Source organism: Leisingera sp. F5, assembly GCF_001593695.1.
This window is the reverse complement of the sequence record NZ_LUKH01000031.1, coordinates 1-22,961: the sequence shown is the minus strand read 5'-3', so window position 1 is coordinate 22,961 and position 22,961 is coordinate 1. Positions and strand designations below refer to the sequence as shown.

Here is a 22,961-nt window from a genome sequence, read left to right as displayed (position 1 = left end):
CATGCGTGTCTCCCGCATCACCCGCCGTCTAACCCTTGTCTTCACCGGCTTGGCCCTGGCGTTCCTTTATGCGCCAATCCTGACGAACTTTGTGTTTTCCCTGAATTCGGACCGGTTTCCAACCATCCCGCTCGGCGGCTTCACGCTGGAATGGTACCGGCTGATCCTAGCAGATGCGCTGGTGATCGACGCTTTCAAGAACACAGTCAAGATTGCGCTGATTGTGGCGCCGGTTGCCACCCTGATGGGTTTTGCGGCGGCTTATGCCGATTACCGGTTCAATTTTCTTGGCAAGAAGCTGGTGCTGGTCTTTGCGCTGATGCCGCCGCTGATCCCGCTGGTGGTCATTGGTCTGGCGATGCTGGCCTACCTGTCCCGCATCGGCCTGTCCGGCACATTACCCGCCATCGTCGTCAGCCATATTGTCCTGACCTCACCCTTTGCAATGGCGATCATCCGCCTGCGGTTTTCGCAGATCGACGGCGACCTCGAATTTGCAGCGCAGAACCTGGGCGCTTCCAACTGGCGCGCGTTTAGGGAAGTCATCATCCCGTCGACAAAAACCTCGGTGCTCGCAGCCTTCCTTTTATGCATGGCGGTGAGCTTTGATGAATACGCGGTCACTTGGTTTGTCGGGGGGCTGGAGGAAACATCTTCGGTCCGGATTCTCAGCTTCCTGCAATCCGCCGTCAGCCCGCGCATCAATGCCATCGGCTCGATCACCTTTGTCACCTCCATCTCTTTGATCCTGGGCGCCCAGTTCCTGGTGCTGCGCCGCCTGACGAAAGACGCGAAATGAACAGTTTGTCTCCCCTCCAACTCCAATCCGCGCGGGATGCCGCGCCCCAGCCGCAGGAGCGCGCCATGAGCCAAGCCCATATCTCGGTGAAGAACCTCCGCAAGACCTACGGTGCGGCCGTGGCCGTGGAAAACCTTGACCTGGACATCGAAGAAGGAAAATTCATCGCCATTATGGGCCCCTCGGGCTGCGGCAAGTCCACCATGCTTCGGATGCTGGCCGGGCTGGAAGACGCCAGCAGCGGAGACATCCTGCACCAGGGCCGGCGGATCAATGACTTGCCGATCTGGGAACGCGAGATGCCGATGGTCTGGCAGTCCCTGGCGCTGTTTCCCTTCTTGAACGTGCGCGAAAACGTAGAGTTCGGTCTGCGCATGAATGGTGTCGGAGCGGCGGAACGTAAACTCCGGGCGCAAGTCTGGTTGAAGAAGCTGGGTCTTGGCGAGTATGCGGACCGGGGGATCAACCAGCTTTCTGGCGGACAGCGGCAGCGCGTTGCTCTGGCCCGCTGCTTGGTGACGGAACCCTCCGTTTTGTTGCTGGACGAACCCCTGTCGGCCTTGGATGCGCGTCTGTCAGTGCAGATGCAGGGGGAATTGAAGCGCCTGCAGCGCGAGCTGGGTATCACCTTTATCTATGTCACCCACAGCCATTCGGAGGCGTTCTCCATGGCTGATACCGTGGTAATCATGAACAAGGGCCGAATTGAGCAGGCTGGAAGCCCGGAAAATATCTACTTGCGACCCGCAACGCCTTTTGTCGCCGACTTCCTGGGCGGCTCCTCGATTTTCGGTTGCACCGTTCGCCCGCGCAAGAACGGTGAACTGGTGCTGGAGAGCGCTGACGGCACTTTCAAATCTGATGCGTTGAAGACTGCAGGGCTGGCACCTGGGCAGCGGGTCAGCCTGGTTGTTCGGGCCGACCAGATCTCCATCACTCCGGCGGCAGGCTGGGCAGACAACGAGGTGCCCTGCCGTGTCATCGGCGAGGAATTTGTTGGGGCTCTGGTCAACCTGCGCCTTGAAACCGGGGCGGGAACCCAGGTCACGGTCCAGCTTCAGCAGCGGGACATGCAGTCCTTGGATATCGAAGTGGGCGCTGGCGTGACGGCGAGCTGGCACCCGGAAGACGGCCACATCATCACTGAATAATAGAAAGGAAGCCTCAAATGGCAGAAAAGAAGATCCTTGTTTACGGCGACAGCAACACTTGGGGCTGGATCGGTGTGGAAGAAGCATTCCCCTCCACCCGCTACGCCGACAATGAACGCTGGGCAGGCGTCATGGCGGAAGAGCTTGGTGGTGGTTACCGGGTTGCTGTGGATGGGCTGACTGCGCGGGCGACGAACCTCGATGAATCCATGGACTGGAACGCCATCAAGGCGGATATGTTCAATGGCGCCAAAACGCTGCCCGCCGCCATCGCCCGCGAAATGCCGGTGGATCTGCTGGTCATCGCGCTAGGTACCAATGATCTGAAGGCCGAGACGAACCGCTCTGCCGAAGACATTGCCGATGCAATCATTGAGGTTGCGAAGGTGGCGCAAGGCTGCGCGGGCGGTGTTGCCTATCACTATGATGCGCCCAAGGTGCTGGTGGTGTCGCCGGCCCCTGTCAGCGTCATGCCGCACCCTGATTTTGCAGCAATGTTCGAAGGCGGAAAGGCCAAGTCCGAGGCGCTGGGAGCTGCGCTCAAAACCGCGGCGGACAAGGTTGGGATCGCCAGCTTTAACGCAGGCGCTGTGGTGGGCAATGCCGAGGGCACAGACGGGCTGCACATGAGCAAGCAACAACATGCTCAGCTTGGCAAGGCAATCGCCGAAGCCGTGCGGGCGCTCTGATTTTCAATTGCCACCACTCACAATCCCATCATGCAAACGGAGGAGAAAGACATGATGAAACTTGCAACAGGCCTGAATACCGCAGCAATTGCGGCAACGCTGGCCATTGGGACCGTGACCACCGCTATGGCTGCAAATCTGACGAAAGCCGGAACCATCGAATACGTCACCTTCAAAGCCAAGGAGGGTGTTACTGTCGAAGCGATGTCAGAAGCCGCTGCCGGAGGTGCCGTGAACGCAAATCTGCATGCCAACTACGAGGGCTTCGTTGACCGCCATGTGGCTTTGCAGGCCGATGGTGTCTGGATTGAGGTCGAATACTGGGAAAGCGAAGAGGCAGGCCGCGCTGCGCTGGACAAGTTTGTTGCCGACCCGGTGAACAAGCCGTTTCTGGGTCTGGTGAACGTGGACAGCGTCACGATCACATATTCCGACATCCACTGATGCCGTTGCTCCGGGCCTCTCGTATCGCGGAGGCCCGGAACCTACGCGCTTTCAATCCCTTTTATGCAGATAATTCAACTTTGTCTGACACCGCCGTCCGTGTCATGAAAGGGTGAGATGAAACGACGCCTGCCGCCTCTGAACGCGATCCGCGCCTTTGAAGCTGCTGCCCGGCTGCAGAGCATTTCGGATGCCGCGGATGAATTGTCTGTGACGCCAACAGCCGTCAGCCATCAGATACGCCACCTGGAAACGCTGCTGGATATCAAACTGTTCGAGCGTTCGGGCCGCAATATCACGCTGACTGACCAAGGCGCCCGGATGCTGCCGGATATCACCCGCGGCATGGATTGCCTGGCAGCGGCGTTTGAGGAGACTTATGGCAACATCGATGCCAATTCAGTCAATATTTCGACCACACGCGAGTTTGCCCGCTATTGGCTGCAGCCCAGGCTGGGCCAATTCTATGAGGCCTTTCCGCAGATGACGCTGAATATCTACGCCAGCGAAGGGGTGGCGGATATGAGCGGTAGCGAGATTGATGTGGCAATCCGCTATGGTGCGAAGCCTCCCGATGGCAGCGAAGAAATCGCGCTTTATCAGGAATACTACGTTGCCGCAGTCAGCAATTCGCTGCTGCAGCCGGGCAGGGCCGCCAGAATTGAAATGCTGACCAAGCAGCGTCTGATTGAGGTCCGCTGGGAGAATTCCGCGCTGACGGCACCGTCTTGGAAAGCCTGGTTTACAGCCGCAGGCCGGGATGGTTTCGAGACTTACCGCCGGATGAGCTTTGATGCCTACAACTTGGCCTTCGACGCGTTGAAACGTGGCCACGGTGCGGCTCTGCTGAGCCGGACCATTGTGAATTCCTCGGAGTTCGAAGACAGCCTGGTGCAGCTCGAAGGCCCGCAATTGCCTGGATACCACTACCGGGTTTTGAGGTCTCCGTCCGCGATGCGGAAGCGGGCTGTGCGTCAGTTCGTGGATTGGATTTCAGAAGCTGCCAGGGGCTGAGCCTCCCGCAAATGTGAACCGTATTAGGATAGTTACCAAAAGGTGCCTTCTGCACGCATTCGTGGGCGGGCGGTAGGTTGGCACAGAAGAGCGCCTGCAAACGGAGAACCACTCATGCGCAAGCACCTGATCGCCGTTTTGATATGCCTGCTGCCGAATCTGGTTTTAGCGGAGGTCCGTATTCTGGCGCTGGGCGACAGCAATACATGGGGTTCGAATGCATCCGGTTCCCGCCACGATGCAGGAAGCCGCTGGGGCCCAGTGATGGGTGCTGCACTGGGGGATGCAGTTATCATTGAAGAAGGCCGCATCGGACGCCGGACCGATTTGCACCACAGAGCACCCTTGGACAATATTGGCTTGGCGGTTCTGACCCCGCTCCCGGATGTGGCGGCTCGGCATTTGCCGCTGGACCTCGCTGTGATCATGCTGGGCACAAATGACCTTCAGGCCGGGCTGCGCCGGGATGCTGAAACAATCGCGCGCTCTGCTTTCTCGTTGGCTCGAATCCTGCATGCGGGCGGGGTGCAGCAGGTTCTCGTCATCGCACCACCGCCGTTGAAGAATCCGCAAAAGGGCAGGCTGGCATCTCTCTTTGGTGCCGCGGCGGAGCCATCGGAACGTCTGGCTTCAGCCTTCAGCCAAATGTCGCAACGGGCAGGCATCCCAATGTTCGACGCTGGGCAGGTTACCAAGGCCGACGGTGCGGACGGCGTTCACTTAACCGCCAAGGCCCAACGCCGCCTGGGGCGGGCAATTGCTCCGGCAGTTCAGCAACTGCTGAGCGCATCTGCTCCGGATGCAGCGGAATGATAGTTTTCTAAGACAGGAGATGAGAGATGTTGAAAAGACGGATGTTTTGCGCGGCTGCACTGGCGGCGTTGACTGTGGCCGCGGGCGGGCAGGCAATTGCCGCCGGAGCGGTCACATTTCACTTCTATGGCGCCGAGGACTGCCCGCCTTGCATGGCTTTCAAACGGGACCACCTGGCCGGCGTCAAGGCAGAAGGGGGCGCGCTGGGGTTTGAGGTCGAGGATAACGTGATCCGGCGGACGCGGGATGTGCCAACCCCGGGCGTCTACGGGGAGCGCGATCCGATCCTGCGTCTGGCTGCACCTCAGCTGGAATTTGTCTATCCGCCGATATTCGTTGTCTCGCAAGCCGGCCGGATTGTGTCAGTTCATGGCCATGACTGGCGCGCCGCTTTGGATTCCGCGCGGCAATTGGCAGGCCAAAGCGGATGACTTGGCTGCGCTGCCTGGCCGGCGGCATTGGCCTGCTGATCGCAGGCGCAGCCGGAGCGCAGGATCTGCAAGGGCGTGACACGGCGGGAAACTGGCGGGTCACCCATTATTCGGAGCATGGCATCTGGAACACGATCTGCGACGAGCGGCAGGAACACGGCACCTTGAATAAGCGGTGCTATGTCCGCTGGGTGGATGTTTATGCCGAAGCCCCTGAATTCGGGGCCCTGTTCACTTTCGTGACGCCGCGGGACGAGGCAGGCAGTGTGCATGATGTCATGTTCGGACCCGAACCGGGAACCGCCTTTGTGGCGGATGGATTCCGGATAGACAGAGATGGCCGGACCGTTTGGCAGATGCGGGACCGGCGGTGCCTTTTGTGGGCGGACTGCAGCCTGGGTCAGGACGAGTCGGCGGCGGTTCTGCAAGCTATGCAGCAGGGCGGTGTTTTCCGGTTTGAATTCGTGGGCCGGCATGGCCGCCGCTTCAGCCTGGAATGGCCGCTGGAAGGGTTCGCTGAAGCTTTTGGAACTTATGAGCAGCAGTGGCGGCAACGGCAATAGGCCCTGCTCGGCGCCAGCGGGTTGACCAGGCAAAAGCCGCCCCGGCAGGGGGCGGCTGTACTCGTGACAGACGGAACAGGCAGATTATTCGCTGTGGAAAATCGCATCGCCCTTGCCATCCTGGAAGACGAACAGAACGCAATCCTCTTCGCTCACGCAGGCATCGCCGTGAAAAGCGTTGCCGGGCTGGGTGACACGCGATCCGACCGGCAGCACCTTAGTTTCGCCGGCGAAGCTGTGCTGCCATTCGCCCTGGATAGTGAAGCCTTCATAGGCGTAAGTGTGGGCATGTTCGGGAACCTCGAAACCGCCGGGCATCTTCAGGTACATGGCATAGGGGCCGGTATTGCGGTCACCCCAAAGAATGGACAGCGACATCGGGGTGCCCTCGATCGGGGTCCATTTGATGTCGTCGAATTTCGTCATCAGCCCGGTGTCCGCAAATGCTGCGGTTGCTGCGGTGAGCGAAACCGCGGCTGCGGCGGCAAGTTTGAAAATACCCATTTCATGATCTCCTTTGGCAATGGCGGTCGGCAGCCAACCCGGCTGCCCCCATGGGCGGAAGTTGATGCAAATGAACCTATGGAAATGGCGGAGAAGCGAAATGTGCGCTGCTGCAATGATCCGTTTCGGGGGGGCCGATGAAACTGACCAGTGATGATCTTCTGGTGATCCTGGCACTGTGCCGGGAGCGGACCCTGGACAGGGCTGGCCGGTTTCTGGACCGGGATGTGTCCTCGGTGTTCCGGGCGATCAAGCGGATCGGGACCAAAGCCGGTGCGCCGTTATTCTCTCGCTCCAAAACCGGCTTTCACCCTTTTCCGGCAGCTGAAGAGCTGGCCGAACAGGGGCGGGAAATCAGCGAGGCGCTGTCGCAGGCTGAGGCCATCTGCTCTGGCCTGGATGATCAGTTGAGCGGCCGCCTGCGGATCACCACTACGGATCTCCTGCTGGAGCACTTCATCTTGCCGAACCTTGCTGGTTTCCGGCGCGAGTTTCCCAATGTCGACATTGATTTCAGCACCAGCAATCAATTCGCCAAGCTGTGGGAGCGCGGGTTTGATCTGGCGGTCCGCCCCTCCGCCAATCCGCCTGAACAATTGATGGTGCAGTTTCTCAGGCGGCTGGAATATGCCGTTGTTCGGGGGCGAGGCTACAAGCCGGCGCAGGGGACTGGCAGCGGCGCTGAATTTGATTGGCTGGTGCCGGGCAGCGGCCTGGCGCAGCATCCGGTCAGGAAATGGTTTGCAAGGAACGCCGCGGCTTGTGCCTCGGTCACAAGCTTCGATTCCATGAGCCTCATGATACAGGCCGTCAGGGCGGACCTGGGTGTTTCACTGGTGCCGGACCTGCCTGCGCTCACCGATGGGCTGGTCAGAATGGATGGCCTGGAGGTCAGTGAGTTCTCCGAAATCTGGTGCTTGTACCATCCCAGCAACCGCGGCAATCCGCTGATCCAGGCCTTCAGTAAATTCATGAAGCGCACCCTGAACTGATGCCGGGCCGAGGGCAGGGTGGGCACCAGCTCAAGCGTGGCTTCACTTCCGGGTCATGTCATCGCAGTTTTCAATCACCCAGTTGTCAAGCGTGCTGATCACCGCGGCTAGCGAATGCCCAAGCGGCGACAGGCGGTAGTCCACTCGGGGCGGCACCTCGCCATAGTCGCGGCGGGTGACCAAATTGTAGTCTTCCAGCCTTTTCAAAGTCTGGGTCAGCATCTTCTGTGAAACCCCTTCAATTGCCCGCATCAATTCGGCGTTGCGCATTGGCCCGTCCAGCAGCAGGGGGATGACCAGCAAGGACCATTTGTCTCCGATCACTGCAATGATCTGACGGGAAGGGCAGAGGGCTGCGTATGGATCGGGCTTGATATCAAGCATTTGTGAAAACCTCATAGGAACCAAAAGGTGCGTACTTTTGATCTGGTTCCCTAGATCTTATCGTCCGCTTCGAGCGATGCAAGCAAGGGACGCTGGTTTGAAGAGCCTCACATGGGGTTTGCCGGGCCGGTACGCGGTTTTCTCGGGCTTGCTTGCGGCTTATTAGCAAGGAGATCGAAGATGACACAAATCACTCGCAGACAAGTATTTGGGACCACAGCTGCCGCCGCCGCCGCAACGGTTCTTCCGGCTGTAGTTTCGGCCAAGGCTCCTTTGGCAAGCGGGCAGGCCCCGGGATTTTACCGCCGCAAGGTAGGGGATGCCCAGGTCACGGCCTTGCTGGACGGTTATATTGATGTCGCCCACGGGTTCTGGACAGGTATCGAGCAGGCATCGGTCGAAGACTTGGCAGCTGCAGCTGGCCTGCCGGACAATGGCTCGATCCGGATCGGCGTCACCTCCTATCTGATTAATCAGGGCAACCGCCTGGTCCTGGTCGATACCGGCTCTGCAGACTTGTTCGGTCCGACCGCTGGCAAATTCCTTTCTGCTCTCGCAGCGGCGGGGCATACGCCGGATCAGGTGGATGACATTCTGATAACACACATGCACCCTGATCACATCGGAGCCCTCTTGGAAAACGGTGCAGCCGTGTTCCCGAATGCGCAAATCCACGTTGCCGGTCTCGAGTTCGATTATTGGACGTCAGCGACTGAACAGTCGAAAGCACCTGATTTCGCCAAATCCTGGTTTGATGCCGCCATCGGAGTGAAAACTGCATATGACGGTCGGATCCACGTTTTCTCTGGTGCGCCCGAAGTGATCCCGGGCTTCACAGCGGTGCCGCTCTATGGCCACACGCCGGGCCACAGCGGTTACCGTCTGTCGTCAGGTGGCGAGGATCTGCTGATTTGGGGCGACGCTTGCGGTGTCGCGTCGGTTCAATTCGCCCACCCGGAAGCGGGTCTGGCCTTCGATGTCGATGGCGCAACCGGAAAACAAACCCGTGCCAGCCTGCTGGATATGGCCGCCGGCGAAGGCGTCCTGATTGCCTCCGCGCATCTGCCCTTCCCGACTTTCGGCAGGGTTCTGCGCTCGGGAGAAGCCTATGCCTGGCAGCCGGACGAGTACCGCTTCGAAGTCTGATCTGACGAAGTGGTCAGAGTTTCTATTTGCAAACAGGAGCAGGCACACCGCCTGCTCCGCTTGAATTTTGAGGCGATGCACATGAGCACTGCACCCAAGCGCGGCATGTACCAAGGGCAATGGTATAGCGATCTTGCGACGCTGCCCGACCGCGGCGCTGATATCGCAGCGAGTTTTGCCACTCCGGCATCCCGAGTGAATACGGACATTGCGCGTTTGCGGGACCAGCCCGGTAGCTATCACCTGTTTGCGGCAAAGGCGTGCCCGTTTGCCCATCGAGTTCTGATGATGCGGGCCCTGATCCGGCAAGCGCCCGTTGGCGTTACCTACTGCGATCCCTGGCTGGGCGGCCCGCAGGGCTGGACCTTTGCGCCCGGATCCGCACCGCCGACCGGGCAGGAGGCGCTTTGGCAGGTCTATGCGGTATCCGACCCGGCCTATTCGGGCCGCGTCACCGTGCCGGTTCTTTGGGACAGTACCGCAGGGGCAATCGCTTCGGCAGAGTCCCTGGATATTATGCAAGCCCTTGCAGCCGCCTGCTTGCTGGAAATGTGCCCACAAGAACCGGAGTTTGCAGACCTGTGCAACTGGATCCATCAGCACCTGAACATAGGGGTCTACAAGGTTGGCTTTGCCACGGATCAGGCATCTTATGGCAGCGCCGTTGACGCCCTGGATATCGCCCTGGACAAGACTGCAGAACTGGTCGCCGACGGCTATGCTTTCGGGTCAGGCCCCACCATTGCCGATCTCATGATTTTTGCCACAGGCATTCGGTTTGATATAGCCTACCACGGTGCCTTCCATCTTCTGCACCGGAGATGGGGCGACAACAAAGCGCTCCAGCAGCATCTGGAACGCATTGCTGCCCTTCCAGGAGTGGCAGGCACATTGGCGTTTCACGACTACCGGCTGCATTACTTTGACGAAGCAGGTTTTCCGGTGCGCCAGCCGACGGCTACTGGAAGATACATTCTGCCCAGAACATGTGATCCTTTGTAAGATCCGTCGGGGAGCTTTAAAAACATGGAAATGCCTGCCTCGGCCTTTCGCGGCAGACCTCAGTCCCTTCAAGGCATCTCGTACGGGGAGAAGGCTGTGAATGGCACTTAGGGGACGTTCAACGCGCGCCGCACGGCCACTGCCAGACCGTTCAAGGCTCTGACCGGGGCATTCGCCGCGCCAGGCGTGAATGACGGTAGGCAGCACAAAGCAGACATGGCCATGCAACATGTAGAGCGAAAAGTGTACATTCTCTGCAGCTGCGAGAGCAACTTCTCCGAACTGTGCAAGCAGCCATCCACAGCCGAGAAAGCAGTAACTGTCGTGCAGCGACCATAGCCAAGGTCAGCAATGTGCCGGTATCAGTCCTAACCAGCAAGCCTGGCCTTTGTGTCTTCCCTTGTTTCCCCCGCAGCCACGCGCGCGAATGCCTGCCTCCAGCCGGAGGCGAGATCAGCCAGATCTGCCAGAGCTTCGGCATCTTCGCGGGAAACCCTGCGTGTCAGCCGGGCGCGGGTCACGCGCAGGACACTCCAGTCCGGGTTGCGTCTTTCTATCAGCGTTATGCGGCCGCCAGCTTCAGCCGCGCCGGTTTCCAGCACACGGTAGTACCATCCGGTGCGGCCTGTCTTCTGAAACAGGTAGGGCATCTTTTCATTTCCGGTGTGCAGCCCCAGTTTCCAGCAGGGCTGGCGGCCCTGGCTGATTTGAACGGTGGCTTTACCCAGCTTCAGGATATCCCCGATGCAGAGGTTTTCCTCGGTCAAACCGGTTGCTGTGATATTTTCACCAAAGGCCGCGGGGACTGTTCCGGCGGCCATGTGCCCCTCGTCCTGCCAGGCCGCATAGTGATCCAGCGCGTAGTGATGAATGGCTTTTTCTTCGCCGCCATGCACGGTCAGGTCCGCCTGCGCATCTTCTGAAAATCCGGTCTGCGTAATGGCCTGAGGGCCGGGCACCCGGTCTTTCTGAATGGCGGAGGGTGCTTTTCCTTCCCAGCGGTCCTGAACGCTGCCCAGGAAGATGCCGCCGATTTCTGCCGAGAGTTCAGGAAGGGTCATTCAGGCCTCTTGGTGTTCGATGCAGATCTTGTCTTTTTCGCCCGGCTCCAGGCCGAGCCCCAGCAAGGTGCAGAAGCCATTTCCGGAACCGGCGTCATGATAGGCGCAGGTTTTGCATTTCCCGAACGACTGGCCGCCGTTTGCCGCCAGAGCCAGCCTAAGGCTCTGAAGCAGGCCGTCCTCAAGCGCGGCCTGAACGGCGGCGGGCAGGCTGCCAATGGCGTCTGCAATCGGATTAGATCCTGTCACGGCGGCCAGGCCTGCCTCGGTCAGCTCATAGGAAATTGATCGCTGGTCGGACTTCTGCCGGCGTTCAGCAGCGTATCCCTTGCGCACCAGTGCCTTCAGCGTTTGGGACATCGTTCCGCGCGTTGTTCCCAGATACTCGGCGACATGTGACGGCGAACGGGAAAACTGATTGGCCTCAGTCAGATACTCCAGCGCTGCCCTTTGTGCCGGGTTCAGGTCGCCGGTCCAGCCAGCGGCGGAATCTATCCTGGCAAGGCGGTTGATGAGGATGCGGATGCCGTGGTCTTTTCTCATGCTCAACAGGTAGCGAGTCGAAATTAAAGTTGCAATGTGTTTTTCCGTATAGTAGCGAGTCGCTATCAAATGACTGGAGATGAGAAATGAAACTTCCCTGGATATCCCTTGCCGCCATCGTGTTCGGTGCTTCGTCCGCTGTTGCGGACGGCGGCCATGCCATTCATCAGGAGGGGGCCGTCGTCTCTCCAGCAGATGTCGGCAAGGTAGCTGATTTTGACATCCTCGCGGCGCACGCGCATCGCAACGGCAACACTGTTACCTTCCGCATGACCACCAGCGGCACCGCCGGAGCATCGGTCCCAGCGGCTACCGGGGCAGTGGGCGGGTCAGATGTCTGGTCCTACGTGTGGCCTACATCTCTTGACCCCTCTGCTGTGGGCTTTGAAGGCGGCACCGGCATTCTGGCAATGGCTGCAACCAGCCACCCGGATTTTGACGACACCCCGCTTTTTGATGAAAACGGCGACGGCGATCCGGCCAATGACGGTATCGAATGGCACAGCCATTGGGTTGTTCTGACTCCGACCGAAGCCTGCGGCCCCGGTGCCCTCGCCGTGCGCGACATACCGGAAGGCGCGACGCCCAAACTGCCCGCGACCTGGCCCGGGTTCCCGATCTTCCTGGACAGCCCCGGATTCACGCCGCTGTTCGACGGCCCGGAAATCAAGGTGAATGCAGGCTTTGCCAGCGGCGTCGAGCTGGAAGGCGTTGCCTATGACGGAGTCACTTCCGCCCTGCGGGTGAACACCAGCATTCACGCGCCGCTGCTGTGCGTCACCGATGTATTCGACGTAGCCTCAGGCGATCTGAGCCTGCCTGGCAAGCTTCAGTAAGTTTCATTGGGCAGCCGCAGCATTCAGTGCGGCTGCCCGCTTTTAAAGGAGAATACAAATGCTAGCACCTGAACTGCAGGTACGCCATCATCAGGAAGTGAGATGAGCCAGTTAAGATCACCCCGTGTCATCTCTATTGCACGGCCGCTGTTTGGATGCGCCTGAGCTAAATCCGCCTTGATCTGTTTGGTGCTAACTATCCAAGTTCCCAACTTCGGATGGCCGTCGAATCTGTCAGATCAAACCATCTCGACCGGCTGAGCGTTGGAGCGTTGGAGCGTTGGGGTCAATTGAGATCACTTCCAGACAAGTCTCACTGCCCAATGACATCAGTTTATTGTGTGTGCCCATCTGAGGGTGCGTACCGCCTTCGGGCATATCGACAGCCAAAGCACCTTTAATGTAGGCGCATCCCTCCTAGAGAGAGCGCGCCGCGACCGCAATATGGTCTAGTTTCAAAGGATAATCGTTTTCCATCTGTTAGCTCTGCATTCGACATTAGTGTCAAGACTGCTCCAGGCACTCCTCTGGGAGGATTGTTCCTGCGTTCTCGCAGCTGTTATCCTGCGCGTCGGCGCCTTGGAGATTCATAGACTTTGCGAGCCGCCGCGGAGTGAGAGTTTCCAGCCCTTCAACTACGGCCCTTTCCCAGGACTCAGCGTCTTATTGCTTTGGGCAAGAACTGTCAGATCAACGCCGCTTTCTGGTGCCGGCCACACAATCCGGGATCAGCTGGGCAGCACCACGTGCGGCCAGCAGCGTTCAGGGGTGCGGATGTGAAACCCCAAAACGGTTGATCAGGTAAGCAAAGATGTCTTCATCTTTCTCAATCCTGCGCACAATTCCCGCACCCGCTACGCTCAATTCCGCAGAATGATCATCATCCCCGCCGGGCAAAACAATATGCGGGCACCCCTGGCTTTCTCCAACAAAGCCGGACATATCTCCCCGCGGACGGGCGAAATCCACATAGCGTACATCAAGTTCCTGCCGGATTTTCGGGAACATGCTCAGAAGGCCTTCAACCTTAAGGCAAGACGGGCAATAAAAGAGTCTGTCCCCATGCTGGGCATCTATAAAATCGGACTTCAGAAGGTAGAGAATGGTTTCGGCCAAGGCGCTTTCCTTTCAGGTCTGGATTCAACGGACTGCCTGCGTTGCGGCAAACGGCTCCGGTCGGGAAGGATGCCGACGGCCGCTTGACATGTCGATGATCGATGTATAGGAGCGCAGCATGAGCATCAATACCAAATCGCCGGACCTCCTCAGCCCCGACTACTGGAACAGCACCATCAGGATGAGCTTGTCGAAGTTTTTCATTCTATGTGTGCTGTGTGAACGCGACCTGCATGGCTATGACATCGCCAAGGAGGTCATCAACAGAACAAAAGGATGCTGTGCCCCGAAAGAGGGCACGATCTACCCGGTTCTGAAGCAGTTCGCAGAGGGTGGCTACGTCACCTATGAAACGGAGACAGTTTCCGGCCGCGAGCGTAAGATTTACACGGTCACCGACAAGGGCCGTGAAGCCTTCAAGGTCGGGCTGGGGGAGTGGATGAAGATCACACAAGCCCTGAATGACTGCGTGAGTATGGCTGAGGCATAGTTTCAGCCGCCTCTTTTTTGCCCTTTAACTTAGATGGTCGATGCATCGATGAGTAAACATGAGGCCTTCATCCGAGAACCCAACCGCGGGTGTGTTTAACACCGGCCTGACCAACAACAGGATGGCGGCAGCCTGCCCTGATAGGTGCATGGCTCCCATCCCAGCAAGCAACTGCATGGAGCACCTCTGATGCAAACCTCAGAAAACGAGACGGGCAGCGCGGCGAAATTCAGCCCGGTTTTTCTGTCTGCATTTGGCTTCGCTCAGCTGTGTTCCTGGGGAACGCTTTACTACGCATTCCCGCAAATGGCCGTGGCAATGGGGACTGAATTCGGTTGGGCCAAATCCGAGATCTATGTTGCGCTGACAATCGGGCTTTTGATGTCAGCGCTGGTATCCGTCCCGGTCGGCGCCGCAATCGACAAAGGATATGGCCGTGCCATTATGACTGGCGGATCAGTTTTCGCGGGAATATTGTTCTTTGCATGGTCTCAGACCCAGTCGCTGCTGTGGTTCTACGTTGCTTTTGGCGGGATAGGCTGTCTTCAAGCTGCTGTCCTGTACAATGCTTCTTTTGCTGTCGTCGCACGGCACTGCGATACATCCAAAACACGGGACTATGTGACAACCCTCACTCTTTGGGGAGGCTTCGCCAGCACGGTTTTCATTCCCTCGATCGAATATCTGATGGGGTACTTTGACTGGCGCCAGGTGCTGATTGCACTGGGATTGGTCAACGTTCTGGTATGCGCAAGCATCTACTATTTCCTGCCGCGCGTTACTTCGGCCGGCAGCGGTAATACTTCGGAGCCAAAGGCATCCGTGACGAAAGAGGCTCCGGCGCGGGCGCTGCGGCGGCCTGTCTTCTGGGCGCTCCTGATGTGCTTTGTGCTCTATGGCGCCATGGAGACATCCTTCCGCTTCCACCTCTATCCGCTGCTTGGAGAAAACGGCCTCTCAAGCGAAAACGCTGTCTTTATCCTGGCTCTGTTCGGCCCCGCCCAAGTAGCAGGGCGGGCTTTCATGAAGGTCTTTCAGACCAGAAGCATCGCATCCATCGGGATCTTCGTAGCCTCCATCTTTCCCTTGGCCTTGCTCGCCTTTGCCTTGTTCCCGGAAAGCTTTCCCGTGCTGGTCGCAGCTGCAATCGCCTATGGAGCCGCAACGGGTGTCATGACTATCGTCATGGGGCTGTCCGTTCCGGAGCTGTTAAGCAAGACGTCCTACGGCGCAATCAACGGTATGCTCAATACGCCTGCCTTGATGAGCAAGGCCTTCGCACCTGCAATTGCGGCGCTCGTCTGGAGCAGCAGCGGCAGCTACGCCGGGCTCCTATTTGGCCTGTCGGCCGTCAGCGCCACTATGCTGCTGGCCTTCGTGGCTGCAGTTTTCCTCTCCAACCGCAACTCTGTCACTAACCAGGCCACGGCCTGAAGGAGAACCTCAATGAGCATCTTTGACACCGCACCTGAAAAGACCGGCGACAATTTTGTCCGCCACAACCCGAATTTCCTGAAAATGGTCTTCGGCAAGGAAGAGATGGCCCCTTTGTGGGTAGCTGACATGGATTTCGCCATCGCAGATCCGATCAAGAATGCCATGCTGCGCATCGCAAACCGCGGGCAGTTCTGCTACGAGTTCAATGCAAAAGGCGTGTTTTCCGCAATCTCCGGCTGGTACGGGCGCCGCCATGGGCTGACGCTGAACCCCGACAATTTCGAACAAGTGACAGGTGTGCTGACCGCCGTGTCGATGCTGATCCGCGAGCTGACCGAAGCAGGAGACAGCGTGCTGATGCAGGTGCCTGCCTACCACCAATTTGGCAAAGTGATCAGTGGTGCAGGCCGTGAAATCGTCAAAAGCCCATTGCGCAATACAGATGGCGCCTATGAGATGGATTTTGACGATCTCGACGCCAAGCTGAGCGCACCGGCTGTAAAAGCGATGATCCTGTGCAACCCGCATAACCCTGTCGGCCGCGTCTGGCGCGAAGACGAACTCGGGAAACTGGCCGCGCTGGCAAACAAACACGGCGTGACCCTCATCAGCGACGAGATCCACGCGGACATCATTTACAGCGGCCACAAGTTTACCAGCCTGATGGCCGTTGATGCAGCAAACCACGTGGCGGTAATCGGCTCGCCTGCCAAGACCTTCGGTTTGCACAGCATCTCGAATGGTTACGTCTATACGGAGAATGCCGATATTCTGGAGCGCTTCAAGAAGATCGCCGACTCCATGTATCTGACGCACAGCAACGCTTTCACTCTGGCTGCAACCGTTGCGGCCTATGAAGAAGGCGACGCCTGGGTGGACGAATTGATCGCCTATCTGGAAGGTACCGTGAATTGGATCGGGAGTTTCTTGAAAGAGGAACTGCCAGCAATCAAGATGTCGCCGGTTGAAGGCACCTATCAGGTTTGGCTCGACTGCTCAGCCACCGGTCTCGAAGGTGACGCTTTGAAAGCAAAACTGAGCGAATCCGGCTTTGGCGCCACACCGGGCACTTGGTTCGATCAAGACGCAACCCGCTTTATCCGGGTGAACATCGCAGCGCCCCGGGCAGATATCGAAGCCGCTTTCAAGCAGTTCAAGACGGTGATCGATAACTCCGACGCCTCTGATTGCGTCGCGGCGGCTTGCGCTCCCAAAGCAGATAGCTGCTGCTAAGACTGGCCCCCGTTCAGTCAACGCTAGCAGCCAACTAGGACCTGGAGGTTTCACCAAATCTGTTTGGAGCCTCCCGGTCTCTTTCTGCTTCAAACACTGCCTATTGCCGGCGCTGTTTCTGACGGCACGGCAGGTTTACCTGCTTGAGCTTGTTCAGGCCAGCATTCCGGGATCCTCGACGCGAAAAGACCGGAGTTACATTCAACTCCGGTCTCTCAGGCAATCACCAGATGCTCAAAGTTCCGCCCGGCCCCCATCCACTACGATTTCCGCGCCAAGCATGTAGCTGGAAGCATCGCTGGCCAGGTAAAGAACAGCTGAGGCAATGTCGTCCGGTGTGCCCATCCGTCCGACTGGAACCTGAGTGCCGATCTGCTCAACATAAGCCTGGAAATGCTCATCAGTCTCATCCTTGCCGCGATGGATCGGTGTTTCGATCGTGCCGGGACTCACGCAGTTCACGCGGATTTTGCGCTCCAGCAGCTCTGCCGACATGACGCGCGCAAAGGAACGAACTGCTGCTTTGGATGCCGACAGCAGCGCCTTTCCCGGCGTCCCGATCTGGTTGAGCCAAGATGTGTTCAGAATAATCGAAGCGCCTTCCGGCATCAGCGGCAGAACAGACTGGACAGAGAAGAACGTGCCTTTCACATTCACGTCCGTCAGCCGATAGTACATTTCTTCGCTCGTCTTGCCGAGGGGAGTGTTGAATGCAGCACCCGCGTTTGCGAAGAAGATATCCAGCTTGCCGAATTTGTCTTTCAGCGTCTCTTGCATACGCTCGAGATCTTTCGCCGAGCTGATATCAGCCTGAATAGCCAGGGTGTCGCCGCCTAGAGATGCGCAAGCTGCTTCCAGTTTGTACGTGTCCTGACCGGTGATCGCGACCCGGGCGCCGCTGTCATTCAACATTTTTGCAGTTGCATACCCGATCCCGCTTGAGCCACCGGTAATCAGGGCGGTCTTTCCGTCAAGCATTTCGCTCGCTCCTGTTTTTCGTTTGATACATATGGAAAGCCCGGAGCAGGACAGCACTCTATAGCGGTGCCAACAATGATTGCTACAAGGTGTGCCTGCTCCGGGCAGGGGCAAACTGCTTGCGCAGTTCGCCTTGCCATACAGCGGCGGCACGCTGCCTGGTCATCTTCAGCCAGATTCAGCGCTGGCTTTCTTCTTTTTCCCAAAGGCTGCCGAAGTAGTCCTGGGAAGGCATTTTGACCTGCGGCAGGGTATCCTGAGTCACGCTGCCGTCCTCCGGCAGGAATCCATTCAAGTGAAGGATGTAAGCGGTGACGGCGTAGGTTTCATCATCGCTCAACTCCTTTGGGTTGAACGGCGGCATGGCAACACGAACGTAGTCAAAAATCGACGTCGCATATGGCCAGGAGTAACCCGTGGACCAAAGGAATCCGTGATCCGGCTTGCCGTTACTGGCCAGGATTGGGATGTATTTGCTCATGTCCCCTTCACCATTTTCCCCATGGCAGACTGAGCATTGCTCTTCGTAGACAACCTTACCTTCCTGGACGGTACCGCCGCCTGCAGGCAAGCCTTCACCGTCGGGAAAGATGGTGGTGTAGAAGTTCGCGAACTCCGCTTCCGAGACCTCGGTTCCCAGTGCAGGCGTGTCCTGTGCGGCAGCTCCCTCAGCCAGAAATGCAAAGGCAACAGCGCACGTCAGATATAATTTAGAAGACATTGGTGATGGCTCCCAGACCGTCGATTTGCCACGCTTGGACGGCGTTGTAGTGATTTCGGCTGCCTTCAAAATACCGGCTCTTCCATTCGTGATGGGTGGGCTGTGTGTTTCCCCACTCGTCGGTGGCCCGGCTTTGCAGGCGCGCCGGGTCTCCATTCCAGCGCCAAGGCAGAACAAAGCGGGTGAGCGATTTGCTCAGCACCGGGCCCTCGATCTCGGCAGGCACCCAGGTTTTGCCGCCATTGTCGGAGACTTCGACTTTGGTGATCCGGCCGAAGCCCGACCAGGCCAGGCCCGTCACCTGATAATACCCCTTGTCGTGCAGCGTCTGCCCCACAGCCGGGGAGGTGATCACCGATTTGGTCCGCATATACATGCTGAACCCTTCGATCGAGCCGTCGGCCAGGGTTTCGCTGTAGTGCCGGCTTTCCTCGCGGGTAAACGCGGGACGGTCGGTTACTTCAAGCCGGTGCAGCCATTTAACATTGGTGTTGCCTTCCCAACCCGGCAGGAACAGGCGCATCGGATAGCCCTGAGCCGGACGCAGGCGCTCGCCATTCTGGTAAAGCGCGATGATCGCGTCATCCATCAGTTTTTCCAAGGGAATACTGCGAGCCAGACCGCCTGCATCAGCACCGACTGCAATGACCCACTTGGCCTTGGGATCGATGCCTGCCTCCTGCAGGAGAAGCTTGACCGGGACACCGATCCACTCTGATCCTGAAAGAAGACCGTAGAGATATTGAAGCGGCATCTGCTGCGGATCAGAGTTGTAGCCATTGGGGGCCGTGTTGCCGCCGCATTCCAGAAAGTTGATGCCGCCGCTCATCGGATAGCGCAGCAGATCACGCGCGGTGAACTTAAGCGGCCGCTCCGTCATTCCGTGAATGATGAGCTCATGGTTGTCCGGATCAACATCCGGAACACCCGAATGATGCGCGCCGAAATGCAGGCCGGAGGGGGTGATAATCCCTTTCTGGACTTGAAGCGGCGAAAATGACGCCGTCAGAGTCGATTGGCCGTGCTGCGGGAAGATCTTCCGCACAACATCAGATTCGTGCTCCGACGGGCTGCCATAGGGTTCATCCTCGGCCCCGGGGTAAAGCATGTTGTCCGGGAATTCCCGGGCCTTTGCAGATCCGCTTGCCGCCAGTGCCGCAGGAACGGCAGCGGCGCTGGCTGTCAGCAATGTGGCGCCTGTTTTCAGGAAGTCGCGTCTTCCCAGAAAACCTGTGTTGCTTGTCATGAGTTTCCTCCTTCTTTTGCAGCCTTGCGGCTGACAGTACGCCTTGCGCGTATGTGCGGGCCCGGGCGCCGCTGGGCGCCCGGGCCGGTATCAGGTCAGACCGTGTGCCAGAGTTGAAAGAGCAGCCCCACCGCGAATGCGCCGCTGAGCGACAGGCCAAGGTAGATGGCAAAGACCTTGGGCTTTGCCAGCGCCCAGACAGCCATTGCTGCGGGGATCGAGGTCACGCCGCCAGCCACCAGGAACGCCAGGCCCGCACCGGGTGCCATACCTTGCTCGATCAATCCGCCGACCAGCGGCAGCGCGGCATAGCCATTGAGATAGGCAGGCACACCAACCAGCGTTGCGGTGATGATCGGCAGCAGCCCCTCGCCGCCAAGGGTGGATGTCACGGTTTCCGCCGGGATCCAGGCCAGCATCAGGCTTTCCAGGATGAAGGCCAGCAGCAGCCATTTGGCCAGGAACAGGGTTGTGGTCCAGGCAGTCGCGGTGAATTTCCCCCGGCGCTCGGCCTCAGTCCAGAATTTCCAGACCACCGGCTTGGGCGCACGCATTTTCGAGCCGCCGCAGCCGCCATTGCCGACGCCGTCACGCAGCGGATCGTTCAACGCGCCGCTATGGCTCAGCAAGTGGACGGCAAATCCGCCAAATAGCCCAAGGCCAACAGCGGCGAATGTCTTGGCCACTGCGAATTCAACGCCGAGAACCCCAGCCGTCAGGAAGAACATGGAAGGATCCATGATCGGCGATGCCAGCCAGAATGCCATGACGGCCGAAAGCGGCACGCCCATGGTGAGCAATGCGGCAATCAGCGGGATCACGCCGCAGGAACAAAAGGGCGACAGCCCGCCGGCCAGGGCTCCAAGAGCAATCATCAAAAGCGGTGAGCCGGTAAAGGCCCTGGCCACCAGATTGTCCGCTCCGGTCGCCCCGGCCCAGGCTGCTACGGCAATAGAGAACAGCAGGTAAGGTGCGGTGTGCAAAAGCGCGGCACCTGCAAATGCCGCACTTTCCGGCGCCTGCGAGGGATCAAAGACTGCCAGCAGCAAAAGGATGACAGCGGATGCCACCCAGACCCGCTGGTCCTTGAGGAACTGCCAGACAGCGGCGCCTTGTCTTGGAGAGTTTTCAGTTGCACTAGTCATATCTAAACTTCCAGTTTTTTAGTTATTTTCAAGCCAAAAAAAAGCCGATCCAAATCAATCGGCACCTTCTTTGACAGAAAGCGTTACTCCCTCGCAGCACCCGGAAGTCAGGAAAGTAGAGAGCTTCAGCATAACAGGATAGTCGATCCGGTTAAACACTTCGCGTCCTCTCTTTTCCTGAATAACAAGTTTGGCATCGACGAGGGTCGAAAGATGGTGCGCCAGAGTAGACGCAGCAAGCCCCAAATGCTCGGCGATATCACCAACCCGCAATCCTTCTTCGCCTGCTTTCACCAGGATTCGATAGATGTCCAGGCGGGCATCATGGCCAAGGGCAGCAAGGGCACGGGCATTGGAGCTTGAAATAGTCATAGCAGCAAAATATCTAAAAAACCGGTTCTGTCAACATGAGTCGGAAAAATCTTCAGAAGATCCCCTGTACTCCTGGTTAGCACAAGCGGGAAAGATCATAAATATCTGAGGTTTATATAAGATTGCGCGGCAGCGGAACCACCGCAACACTCAAGTAATGAGAGAGTAGAACTATGGCACAGAACTTCACCAAGGGTCTCAAGTCCCTGATCGACGAAGCGAACAGCGAAGTTGCCGTCATGACAATTGACGACGCAAAGGTAAAAGTTTCAGACGAAAATTATGTGTTTGTCGACATTCGCGACGGCACGGAAGTGCAGCGGACCGGTCTTCTCCCCGGCGCAGTGCATTGCTCACGCGGCACCATGGAGTTCCAGATTGCCCCGGATAGCCCGCATCACAAACCTGTCTTCAACCAAGACAAGACCTATGTGTTCTACTGCGCGGCCGCCGGCCGCTCGGCGCTGGCTGCCAAGCTGGCAATGGATATGGGCATGTCTCCAGTAATGCACATGGCCGGCGGTTTTGACGAATGGGTCAAACAGGGCGGCCCAGTGGATACGTCGCAGAACTAGAGGCGGAGTTTTCCGATGCGGAAGCGCTGCAGTGCTTCCGCAGTCCAACAGGCGATATGCTGAAAGGCCAGACAGGTTGAGAACTTCAGATGACCGATGAAAAGATTTCCCGGATCACCCAGGCCATCATTGAGGATGCTCTCAGCGATTTAGGTGAAGCCGCGGTGCTTGAACGCGCCTGCCGAAGCTTGCTGAAAGCGGGCATACCCATTTACAGGTTTAACGCATCCCAGCCTGTGCTGCATCCTACGATCGGCGGCCATCTGCACATCTGGACCCGCGGCAACGGCAGCATTGAGACAGAAAGCTGGCTGCGCGCATCGCAGGAAACAGGTACTGATTTTACCCGAACCCCTTTCTACAAGCTGATCTCACAGCCGACAGATTCCATCAGGTATCCGCTAACAGGTTCCAGCGGTTTCACCCAGTTTCCTTTGCTGAACGAATTGCAAAAGAACGGCGGGACTGACTATTTCGCGCTGCGCATCTCGCTGGGAACAGGAATGACCCTGGGTCCGGCCCGTTTTATTCTGATGTCCTGGGCCACTGACCGGCCGGGCGGCTTTGAGGATTGGCATCTGGATGCAATCAAGCGTATCGCGCAAGCAATAGCCCTGGTAATCAAAACATCATCCAATCAGCAGATCGGCCGCAACGTCGTTCGGGCATACCTTGGCAAAAATGCAGCGGAAACCGTATTCAACGGTCTGATCGAAAGAGGTGCCGGACAGAGCATCCGGGCGGCACTTTGGTCGTCGGATCTGCAGGGGTTTACAAAGATATCAGACGAGATTCCGCGCGACCAGCTGCTGGACATGGTCAACAGCTATTTCGAATGCGTGGTGGAAAGCGTCCATAGATACGGCGGCAACATCCTCAAATTCATGGGTGACGGGGTGCTGGCAACTTTCGACAAAGGCAGCGACGCACTCAGTACATGTGCCGCAGCCCATGCAGCGGAACATCTCAGAAGACAAGTTGTAACCGCCGGACGTAATCTTCCCAAAACCGCCGTTTGAAAATTCCCCAGCCGTGAGCGGCAGGGTCAATTCCGAACCTCAAATATTCGGAATTGGCGCTGCCGCGGGACACAGGCCTGATGCTCCAAACAGAGAGTGACAGGGGCAGGCAGGTGAAGGGACTGAGGGAGATCGTTTTGATCCATGATCTGAAGAAACAGGGTCTCAGCATTTCCGCGATCGCGCGGAAAGTTGGCTGTGACCGCAAGACAGTGCGCAAGCATTTGGAACGCGGCCTCGAAGCGCCGGTCTACGGC

At 58.1% G+C, this 22,961-nt stretch carries 29 protein-coding genes; 18 read left to right on the top strand and 11 right to left on the bottom strand.

From position 1 onward, the window contains the following. The first annotated feature begins 1 nt into the window (after position 1). The 8 genes from A2I95_RS18670 (at position 2) to A2I95_RS18635 (ending at position 5,904) form a co-directional block, all read left to right on the top strand. A complete protein-coding gene (locus tag A2I95_RS18670; protein ID WP_291732028.1) occupies positions 2-799 on the top strand; it encodes an ABC transporter permease in 798 nt (265 codons plus the stop codon). Positions 800-864: 65 nt separating this feature from the next. After that, on the top strand, positions 865-1,950 hold the full coding sequence (locus tag A2I95_RS18665) for an ABC transporter ATP-binding protein (RefSeq protein WP_291732026.1): 1,086 nt from the start codon (positions 865-867) through the stop codon (positions 1,948-1,950). A gap of 17 nt (positions 1,951-1,967) precedes the next feature. After that, a complete protein-coding gene (locus A2I95_RS18660) occupies positions 1,968-2,639 on the top strand; it encodes a GDSL-type esterase/lipase family protein (RefSeq protein ID WP_291732024.1) in 672 nt (223 codons plus the stop codon). 51 nt (positions 2,640-2,690) lie between these two features. Further along, a complete protein-coding gene (locus A2I95_RS18655) occupies positions 2,691-3,083 on the top strand; it encodes a hypothetical protein (protein WP_291732022.1) in 393 nt (130 codons plus the stop codon). Between the two features lie 117 nt (positions 3,084-3,200). Further along, the gene (locus A2I95_RS18650) at positions 3,201-4,097 is read left to right on the top strand and encodes a LysR substrate-binding domain-containing protein (protein ID WP_291732019.1); all 897 of its coding nucleotides are present in this window, start codon (positions 3,201-3,203) and stop codon (positions 4,095-4,097) included. Between the two features lie 42 nt (positions 4,098-4,139). Next, positions 4,140-4,910, top strand: coding sequence for an SGNH/GDSL hydrolase family protein (locus A2I95_RS18645; protein WP_291732016.1), 771 nt, complete (start codon positions 4,140-4,142; stop codon positions 4,908-4,910). Positions 4,911-4,936: 26 nt separating this feature from the next. Further along, positions 4,937-5,341 (top strand): hypothetical protein, encoded by a 405-nt coding sequence (locus A2I95_RS18640; RefSeq protein WP_291732014.1) that lies wholly within the window; start codon positions 4,937-4,939, stop codon positions 5,339-5,341. Next, the gene (locus A2I95_RS18635; protein ID WP_291732012.1) at positions 5,338-5,904 is read left to right on the top strand and encodes a hypothetical protein; all 567 of its coding nucleotides are present in this window, start codon (positions 5,338-5,340) and stop codon (positions 5,902-5,904) included. The genes A2I95_RS18640 and A2I95_RS18635 overlap by 4 nt, the downstream gene beginning before the upstream one ends. Positions 5,905-5,988: 84 nt before the next feature. On the opposite strand, the gene A2I95_RS18630 is transcribed toward A2I95_RS18635, so the two are convergent. Beyond that, positions 5,989-6,408 (bottom strand): DUF4437 domain-containing protein, encoded by a 420-nt coding sequence (locus A2I95_RS18630; RefSeq protein ID WP_291732011.1) that lies wholly within the window; start codon positions 6,406-6,408, stop codon positions 5,989-5,991. A gap of 137 nt (positions 6,409-6,545) precedes the next feature. Here A2I95_RS18630 and A2I95_RS18625 point away from each other — a divergent pair, with 137 nt between their 5' ends. Continuing rightward, positions 6,546-7,400, top strand: coding sequence for a LysR family transcriptional regulator (locus tag A2I95_RS18625; protein ID WP_291732009.1), 855 nt, complete (start codon positions 6,546-6,548; stop codon positions 7,398-7,400). A gap of 42 nt (positions 7,401-7,442) precedes the next feature. Here the strand turns inward: A2I95_RS18625 and A2I95_RS18620 are convergent, their stop codons facing one another. Next, on the bottom strand, positions 7,443-7,784 hold the full coding sequence (locus tag A2I95_RS18620) for a helix-turn-helix domain-containing protein (RefSeq protein ID WP_291732008.1): 342 nt from the start codon (positions 7,782-7,784) through the stop codon (positions 7,443-7,445). A 111-nt stretch (positions 7,785-7,895) separates the two neighbouring features. Between A2I95_RS18620 and A2I95_RS18615 the strand changes: the two genes are divergently transcribed. Continuing rightward, a complete protein-coding gene (locus A2I95_RS18615; RefSeq protein ID WP_291732007.1) occupies positions 7,896-8,930 on the top strand; it encodes an MBL fold metallo-hydrolase in 1,035 nt (344 codons plus the stop codon). A gap of 81 nt (positions 8,931-9,011) precedes the next feature. Next, entirely contained in the window at positions 9,012-9,932 is a 921-nt protein-coding gene (locus A2I95_RS18610; RefSeq protein WP_291732005.1) for a glutathione S-transferase C-terminal domain-containing protein, read from the top strand. A gap of 368 nt (positions 9,933-10,300) precedes the next feature. Here A2I95_RS18610 and A2I95_RS18605 read toward each other — a convergent pair whose 3' ends face one another. Together A2I95_RS18605 and A2I95_RS18600 are read right to left on the bottom strand one after the other, a co-directional pair. Next, positions 10,301-10,993, bottom strand: coding sequence for an MOSC domain-containing protein (locus A2I95_RS18605; protein WP_291732003.1), 693 nt, complete (start codon positions 10,991-10,993; stop codon positions 10,301-10,303). Next, positions 10,994-11,536 carry a MarR family winged helix-turn-helix transcriptional regulator gene (locus tag A2I95_RS18600; RefSeq protein ID WP_291732001.1) on the bottom strand — a complete coding sequence of 181 codons (543 nt, stop codon included), beginning with the start codon at positions 11,534-11,536 and terminating at the stop codon, positions 10,994-10,996. An 86-nt stretch (positions 11,537-11,622) separates the two neighbouring features. Between A2I95_RS18600 and A2I95_RS18595 the strand changes: the two genes are divergently transcribed. After that, the gene (locus A2I95_RS18595) at positions 11,623-12,372 is read left to right on the top strand and encodes a hypothetical protein (RefSeq protein WP_291732000.1); all 750 of its coding nucleotides are present in this window, start codon (positions 11,623-11,625) and stop codon (positions 12,370-12,372) included. Between the two features lie 234 nt (positions 12,373-12,606). Here the strand turns inward: A2I95_RS18595 and A2I95_RS42580 are convergent, their stop codons facing one another. Together A2I95_RS42580 and A2I95_RS18590 are read right to left on the bottom strand one after the other, a co-directional pair. Beyond that, on the bottom strand, positions 12,607-12,723 hold the full coding sequence (locus A2I95_RS42580) for a hypothetical protein (protein WP_367151973.1): 117 nt from the start codon (positions 12,721-12,723) through the stop codon (positions 12,607-12,609). 411 nt (positions 12,724-13,134) lie between these two features. Beyond that, positions 13,135-13,488, bottom strand: coding sequence for a DUF3088 family protein (locus A2I95_RS18590; protein WP_291731999.1), 354 nt, complete (start codon positions 13,486-13,488; stop codon positions 13,135-13,137). A gap of 118 nt (positions 13,489-13,606) precedes the next feature. Here A2I95_RS18590 and A2I95_RS18585 point away from each other — a divergent pair, with 118 nt between their 5' ends. From A2I95_RS18585 to A2I95_RS18575, 3 genes are all read left to right on the top strand, one after another. Further along, on the top strand, positions 13,607-13,978 hold the full coding sequence (locus A2I95_RS18585) for a PadR family transcriptional regulator (protein ID WP_291731997.1): 372 nt from the start codon (positions 13,607-13,609) through the stop codon (positions 13,976-13,978). Between the two features lie 189 nt (positions 13,979-14,167). Continuing rightward, on the top strand, positions 14,168-15,412 hold the full coding sequence (locus tag A2I95_RS18580) for an MFS transporter (RefSeq protein ID WP_291731996.1): 1,245 nt from the start codon (positions 14,168-14,170) through the stop codon (positions 15,410-15,412). A 12-nt stretch (positions 15,413-15,424) separates the two neighbouring features. Further along, positions 15,425-16,648 carry an aminotransferase class I/II-fold pyridoxal phosphate-dependent enzyme gene (locus tag A2I95_RS18575; RefSeq protein ID WP_291731993.1) on the top strand — a complete coding sequence of 408 codons (1,224 nt, stop codon included), beginning with the start codon at positions 15,425-15,427 and terminating at the stop codon, positions 16,646-16,648. A gap of 234 nt (positions 16,649-16,882) precedes the next feature. Here A2I95_RS18575 and A2I95_RS18570 read toward each other — a convergent pair whose 3' ends face one another. From A2I95_RS18570 to A2I95_RS18550, 5 genes are all read right to left on the bottom strand, one after another. Then, positions 16,883-17,626 carry an SDR family oxidoreductase gene (locus A2I95_RS18570; RefSeq protein ID WP_291731990.1) on the bottom strand — a complete coding sequence of 248 codons (744 nt, stop codon included), beginning with the start codon at positions 17,624-17,626 and terminating at the stop codon, positions 16,883-16,885. A gap of 178 nt (positions 17,627-17,804) precedes the next feature. Continuing rightward, positions 17,805-18,347, bottom strand: a complete 543-nt coding sequence (locus A2I95_RS18565; protein WP_291731988.1) for a c-type cytochrome — start codon at positions 18,345-18,347, stop codon at positions 17,805-17,807. Beyond that, positions 18,337-19,593 carry a sulfite dehydrogenase gene (gene soxC / locus A2I95_RS18560; protein WP_291731986.1) on the bottom strand — a complete coding sequence of 419 codons (1,257 nt, stop codon included), beginning with the start codon at positions 19,591-19,593 and terminating at the stop codon, positions 18,337-18,339. Before soxC ends, A2I95_RS18565 begins: the two co-directional genes overlap by 11 nt. Positions 19,594-19,688: 95 nt before the next feature. After that, on the bottom strand, positions 19,689-20,738 hold the full coding sequence (locus A2I95_RS18555) for a permease (RefSeq protein ID WP_291731984.1): 1,050 nt from the start codon (positions 20,736-20,738) through the stop codon (positions 19,689-19,691). Positions 20,739-20,792: 54 nt separating this feature from the next. Continuing rightward, positions 20,793-21,110 carry a helix-turn-helix transcriptional regulator gene (locus tag A2I95_RS18550; RefSeq protein WP_291731982.1) on the bottom strand — a complete coding sequence of 106 codons (318 nt, stop codon included), beginning with the start codon at positions 21,108-21,110 and terminating at the stop codon, positions 20,793-20,795. A 173-nt stretch (positions 21,111-21,283) separates the two neighbouring features. On the opposite strand from A2I95_RS18550, the gene A2I95_RS18545 reads away from it, so the two are divergent. The 3 genes from A2I95_RS18545 to A2I95_RS18535 all read left to right on the top strand — a co-directional run. Next, on the top strand, positions 21,284-21,685 hold the full coding sequence (locus tag A2I95_RS18545; protein ID WP_291731980.1) for a rhodanese-like domain-containing protein: 402 nt from the start codon (positions 21,284-21,286) through the stop codon (positions 21,683-21,685). 89 nt (positions 21,686-21,774) lie between these two features. Further along, the gene (locus tag A2I95_RS18540; RefSeq protein ID WP_291731978.1) at positions 21,775-22,704 is read left to right on the top strand and encodes an adenylate/guanylate cyclase domain-containing protein; all 930 of its coding nucleotides are present in this window, start codon (positions 21,775-21,777) and stop codon (positions 22,702-22,704) included. An 80-nt stretch (positions 22,705-22,784) separates the two neighbouring features. Further along, positions 22,785-22,961 (top strand): helix-turn-helix domain-containing protein (locus A2I95_RS18535; protein WP_291732066.1); only part of this gene is annotated, 177 nt, incomplete at its 3' end.